Genomic DNA, 5588 nt, shown 5'->3' with positions numbered 1-5588 from the left:
CGCACGCCTTGCCGATCTGCTCCCCTGGAACTGGAAGCCCGCCGTCAACGCCTGATCCGGTGCGATCACGCTCCGCTTACCTTCGAGGGAGAGGGGGCAGGATTCTTGTCGGCGTGACTTGATTGCCGAAGCGGCGGCAGTTCCCTCTCCCACCGAAGGTGGGGGAGGGTTAAGGAGGGGGCAACCTCAGCAACCACTCCCCTCAAACCCCCTCCACCTCCTCCATCGCCACAGCCAGCGCCGCTCCGGCCACAGACTGCACCGTCACCCGGCTGCGCCCGCCACCCAGCGGCATCACGCGGATCTGCGTGCCGATTCGCTCGACCATCGCCGGAACATGGCTGATGACGCCGACCTGACGACCGCCGGCCTGCAGAGCCTCCAGGCATGACAGCGCCACATCCAGGCTGTCGGGGTCGAGCGTGCCGAAGCCCTCGTCGATGAACAGCGTGCCGATCCCGCCCGCAGTTCCCGCCGCCATCGCCGACAGGCCGAGCGCCAGGGCCAGCGACACCAGGAACAGTTCGCCGCCGGACAGGCTGTGCACGCCGCGCCGCTCGTCGCCCATCTCACGGTCGACCACCTGGATTTCCAGATCGGCCCCCGCTACCCGCTCCAGCCGATAGCGGCGGGCGAGATCCTCCAGATGCCGATTTGCGTGGGTCAGCAGCAGATCCAGGCTCAGGCTCTGGGCGAAGTTGCGCATCTTCTGACCATTCGCCGAGCCGATCAGCTGGGCCATCTTGCCCCACAGCGCACAGCGCGCCTGCTGCCCCTCGATCGCCACCCGCAGCCCGGCCAGCCGTTGCCGGTTGCCGTCATCGGCCTCCAGCCGTCCACGCGCCGAGCCCAACCGGTCGCGGTCCCGTTCCAGTACCGCGCGGGTGCTCTCGGCCGCGGTGGCAGCGTCTTCGGCGCTCAGTGCCGGCCCGCCCGCGGCATGGTGATCGGCGCGCTGCCGCCGCCGCTCGGCCACCACCAGTGCCGCGTCGCCACGCGCCCGCTCCAGCACCGCCAGCGCCAGCTCTTCCGCCTCCAGCTCGCTTTCGGCCGCCGCCAGCAACCGGCGAACCTCCTCCAACCCGGCGCCACGCTCCGCCGCCGCTCGCTCCAGCCGCTCGCCGGCCGCTCGCGCCTTGTCGGCGCACTGCCGCGCCGCCTCGCCCCGGGTCTCGCGCTCACGCTCCGCCGCCGACAGCCGTGCGACGGCATCCTGCCGTGCGAAAGTGGCTTTTTCCACCAGGGCTTCGGCCTCGTGCCGCTCCCCGGCCAGTGCCTTCCGCACCACCGCCACCGGCCGGCCACCCAGAAGAGCACTTCGCGTCGTTCGCGCCTCCGCCAGCCGGCCGGCGAGATCGTTCGCCCGCTTGCGCGCCTCCTCCTCGGCCCGCAGCGCCGCGTCCGACTCCGCCGTCTGCACCGCGAGTTCGCCGGTGAACCGCTCCACCTCGCGTGCGGCACGGGCCAGCGCGTCGGTCTTTTCGCGACATTCGGCCACCCGCGCCGCCAACCCGGCCCGATACCCGTCCGCTTCCCGTTCCAGCCGTGCCCGCCAGTCGGCTTCTCCCGCCAAGCCGTCGTCCAACTCTGCCAGGGCAGCATCCCGATCTGCCTTTGCCCGGTCCAGCGCCGCCACCGCCAGCGCCAAAGCCTGCCGTCCGTCGGCCCGCCGTTGCCGGTTCGCCTCGCACTCCGCCGCCAGCCCAGCCGCCGCGGTCTCGAGACGCCGATGGTCCTGCTGAGCGGCATCCACCCGCCTGCGGTGGTCGAGTGCCCGTTCCTCGTCGGCCGCAATCGCCGCCAGCCTCCGGTCGGCCTCCTCGACCGCGTTGCGGACGTCGGCCAATGTTCCGCCCTCGGCCTCCCAACCGGCGGCCGTCGCCTGTTCGGCCCAGCGCAGCTCCAGCCCGTCGGCTTCCCGCGCCATGGCGGCCAGCCGGGCCGTCAGTCCCTCGGCGCCCTTGCGCGCCGCCCCTGCCGCCGCCTCCAGCGCGGCATGGCGGGCAACCGTCGCGGCAAGCGCCTCGCGCAATTCGGCACGGCGCTTTTCCTGATCCCGCGTCACCCGGCCGAGCGGCGTTGCCCCGGCCTCCGCCCAGGGATGCTCGGCCGATCCGCAGACCGGGCAGGGCTGTCCCTCCTCCAGCCGCCCGCGCAGGCTCTCCACATCCTCGCGCTGGGCCAGCATCAGCCGTTGCAGCGTGTGCTCAGCCTCCTCGACCGCCGCCTGCTGTCCGGCGCGTAGCTCGGCAAGCTCCCGCGCCGCCGTCCCGTCGCGCTCCGCCTCGCCCAGCAGCCGCATCCGGTCACCCTCCGCCGCCTCGCGCTCGGCGGCCAGCCGCTGCCGAGTTTCGCCGGTGGCGAGCAGCGCCAGCAGCCCGTCCCGCCGCAGCCCCGCCGTGGCCCGTGCCTGCCGCGCCTCCTCCAGCGACGGAACCGCCTCGCTCCGAAGGCTTTCCAGCGCCCGCTCCGCCGCCTGACAGCGCGCGCGCGCCTCCGCCAGCCGGGCGTCCGCCGCCTCGGCGGTGGCGGCGGTCGCCGCAAGCTCCCGCTCCAGCCGCCCACGTTCCCGCGCCGCCGCCTCGCCGGTGCGGGTGTTGGCGATGGCCCGTGTCAGCAGCCGGTCCCACCGCTCCCACTGCCCGGCCACCGCGGCAAGGCCGGCCTGCTCCCGCAGCCAGACGTCCAGCCGCGTCACGTCGTTCCGCGCCGCCGACAGCATGGTCTCGATGTCGCGCACCGCCTTCCGTGCCGCCCCGACGCGCTGCGTCGCCACCTTCGCCGCCGCCTCGGCAGTCTCCTGCTCGCCGGACAGCATCGCGATCCGTCCATCCAGATCGGCCGCGCGTTCAAGATCGGGCTCGGCCTTCATCTCGGCCGAGCGGGCGTCCTCGAACCGCCGGCGGGCCTCGCCATGGCGGGTGGTGGCTTCCTCTGTCGCCAGCCGTGCCGCCTCCCACGCCTCCACCGCCCGGTCAACCGCCGTTGCGGCCTCCACCGCGTCGCCGTTCGCCCGGTCGGCATCGGCCAAAAGCGGCCGAAGCGGTTGCAAGCCTCGCAGCCGGGCCGCCGCCTCCCGCCGCTCCTCCGCCTCGACCCACGCCCGCTCCGCCGCGCCTGCCGCTTCGACCGCCTTGCTCTCAGCCGCCGCGAGCTGCCCGTCGCGCTCATGCCAAGCCAGTGCCGCCTGGGCGAGCGCCAACGCTTGCTCGCCGCTCTTCACCGCCTCCGCCGCCACTTCGGCTTCGGTCTGCAAGGCCGCGCGGTCGTCGTCGCTCAGCACGCCGATGCCGCCCGCCTGGGCAAGCAACTGGTCGAGCGCCTGCTTTTCCTCATTCCCACGCTGAAAGGCCCTGGTCGACAAGCGGGAGTAGATTTCCGTCCCGGTCAGCAGTTCCAGCAATTCGGAGCGGTCCCGCGCCGGCGCCTTCAAGAAGGTGGCGAAATCGCCCTGAGCCAGCAGAACCGCGCGGCGGAATTGTTCGAAATTCAAGCCGAGCCGCCGCTCGATCTCCTCCTGCACGCTCTTCTTGCCGTCGCCGAAGCGCCGCTCACCATCCAGGCTGCTCAGCGACATGCTCTGCTGCTGCAAGGCCCCTTGCGCCTTCTGCCGCGCCCGCCGCACCTCCCAGCGCGCGCGATAAGCTTCGCCGTCGATCCCGACGAAATCGACCTCGGCCCAGCCGAATCCGGCGCCCCGCCGCAGGACCGTGCGCACGTCGGTGGTGCGGATGCTATTGGGATCGCCGTCCAGCCCCAGCATCTCGCCGCGTCCTTCCGGCAGCCGCGGCATGCGGTCGAACAGGGCAAGACACAGGGCGTCGAGAATCGTGCTCTTGCCGGCGCCGGTCGGTCCGGTGATGGCGAACAGCCCGGCCCGCCGCAGCGGTTCACGGTCGAAATCGATGGAGAAGGTGCCGTCCAGACTGGTCAGGTTGGCGCCGCGTACTGCGAGAATGCGCATCACATCGTCTCCTGCACGCCGGTCAGCAACTCGTGGAAGGCCGCCATCAGATCCGGTTCGGGGTCGCCCTCGTGGCTGCGGCGGTAGAGGCGCCGGAACACCTCCTCCGGCTCCAGCGAGGCCAGATCGACCGGCGGCGCGCTGTCGGCCAACGTCTGGCCGCTGCCGGTCAGCCGCACCCCCAGCTTCAGCAGACGCACCGGCCGGCCGGCCAGCACTGCCTCGACTTCGTCGCGCAGGGCGGGGCGCGGCTCCGGCAGGGTGACCGTCACCTCCAGGAAGGGCCAGGCATCGCGCGGCAGGGCGGCGTCCAGTTCCAGCCGCTTGAGCCTCTCCAGCGCCGCGTCCGGGCTGGCCTCGCTGATGCGGTGGATCGGCACATGGCGCGGCACGCGCAGGGCCTCATGGCCGACCAACTGGCCGCGCGCGAACTCGGCCAGCATCACCTGATGGGGATAGGGCTCCTCGTCCAGCGCCAGCGGAATTGGCGAGCCGCTGTAGCGCACAGCCTCACGCCCACCGACCGCCTGCGCCCGGTGCAGGTGGCCGAGCGCGACATAGGCGGCTTCGTCGGGGAAGATATCGACCGGCAGGGCATGCAGGTTGCCGCCCAGGATCTTGCGCTCACTCACCTCGGACAGGGCGCCGCCGCGCATATAGCAGTGGCCGGTCAGGATCAGTGCTTCTCCCCGTCCACAACGCTCCCGCCCACCGGTCCAGGCCTGGGCATAGAGCCGCCGCACGCCCTCGATCAGTGGATCGGTGTCTTCAGCGTCCTCGACCGCAGGAAGGTCGGATGGTCGCAGATAGGGCATGGCGACGCAGTGCGCCGCGACGGTCCCATCGGCATCGCGCAGCGGCACAATCAGGGGGGACGGGTCGAACATCCCATCGGCCGAAGAGGGCAGGGTGCCGATCACCCGCACGCCCATCTCGGTCATCAGTGGCGACGGAGCTTCCAGCCGGCTGGCGCTGTCGTGGTTGCCGGCGACCACCACGATGTCCAGCCGTGGATGCAGAGCCTTCACCCGCGCGACGAACCGGTAGAAGAGTGCCAGTGCCGGGATCGGCGGATTCTGCCCATCGAAGACATCGCCGGCGATCACCAGCGCATCCACCCGATGCTCGCCGATGCGGTCGATCAGCCAGTCAAGGAAGCAGGCATGCTCGGCATCGCGGGGGATGCCGTGCAGCGTCTGGCCGAGATGCCAGTCGGCGGTATGGAGAAGACGGAAGCTCCGCATGGTCCTGCGCTCGCAACGAAACGATGCGCCACTCTACGGACCGCGCTTCCATCGGGGTTTACGAAAAAATGACGAGGCGACGAAAAAAGCGCTTGCGTGGTTTGGGGGAGGACGCCTATAACCCGCTCCACCGACGGCGGGGCGCTGATTGAGGCGCGGCGCTGGCGGCAGAAACGGATAAAGAAAACAGCAGCTTAGCTGTTTAATCTTCCGGCTTCGATCGAAATTCTCAGGTCACTCTGGTCCGATCCTCCGAAGAGGGGATGCGGTGGATTGGCCGGTGCGGCATGTTTCAGTGCCGCGGGTTCTTTGACAAGTTTATACCGTGTTGTGAGAAGGGATGCGCAGGCGGCGGCAGTTGGTAGCCGTTGCGGCCTTGG

At 71.0% G+C, this 5588-nt stretch carries 2 protein-coding genes; both read right to left on the bottom strand.

From position 1 onward, the window contains the following. Positions 1 to 202 precede the first annotated feature (202 nt). Positions 203 to 3964, bottom strand: coding sequence for an AAA family ATPase (locus TSO5_RS24985; RefSeq protein WP_109154166.1), 3762 nt, complete (start codon positions 3962 to 3964; stop codon positions 203 to 205). After that, a complete protein-coding gene (locus TSO5_RS24980) occupies positions 3964 to 5208 on the bottom strand; it encodes an exonuclease SbcCD subunit D C-terminal domain-containing protein (RefSeq protein WP_109154165.1) in 1245 nt (414 codons plus the stop codon). The genes TSO5_RS24985 and TSO5_RS24980 overlap by 1 nt, the downstream gene beginning before the upstream one ends. Positions 5209 to 5588 lie beyond the last annotated feature (380 nt).

This window comes from Azospirillum sp. TSO5, from assembly GCF_003116065.1.
Taxonomy (GTDB): domain Bacteria; phylum Pseudomonadota; class Alphaproteobacteria; order Azospirillales; family Azospirillaceae; genus Azospirillum.
Note: the sequence above shows the minus strand (reverse complement) of the source record. Positions and strands in the feature narration are given on the sequence as shown.